Below are 255 nucleotides of genomic sequence, written 5' to 3' on the forward strand. Positions count from 1 at the left end.
GTCGCGGCCGCCGCGCTTGCCGCCGTGCAGCGCAGCCATCCGGCGTTGCCCTTCCGAATCCATGTTCGCGAACACCTGCTGCGCGCGGGCGATCGTCTCGTCGTCGAGACGGCTGATCAGGCGCTCCGCGTCGCGCCACGCTTCGTCCTCGGTCTCGCGCACGATCACGTGCAGGCGGATGCCGAACTTGATCTTGCGGCCGCGCGCGTCGGCGCGGGCGCGGATGTCGGCGATCTTCTTCGCGACGGCCTCGGG

The 255-nt window shown here is 71.4% G+C and carries 1 protein-coding gene; it reads right to left on the bottom strand.

Annotation, left to right across the window (positions count from 1 at the left end; translation table 11 throughout):
* A partial coding sequence (locus R2R70_RS21615; protein ID WP_410979141.1) for an LLM class flavin-dependent oxidoreductase occupies positions 1-255 on the bottom strand: 255 nt, incomplete at both ends.

This window comes from Cobetia sp. SIMBA_158, from assembly GCF_046566945.1.
GTDB lineage: Bacteria > Pseudomonadota > Gammaproteobacteria > Pseudomonadales > Halomonadaceae > Cobetia > Cobetia amphilecti.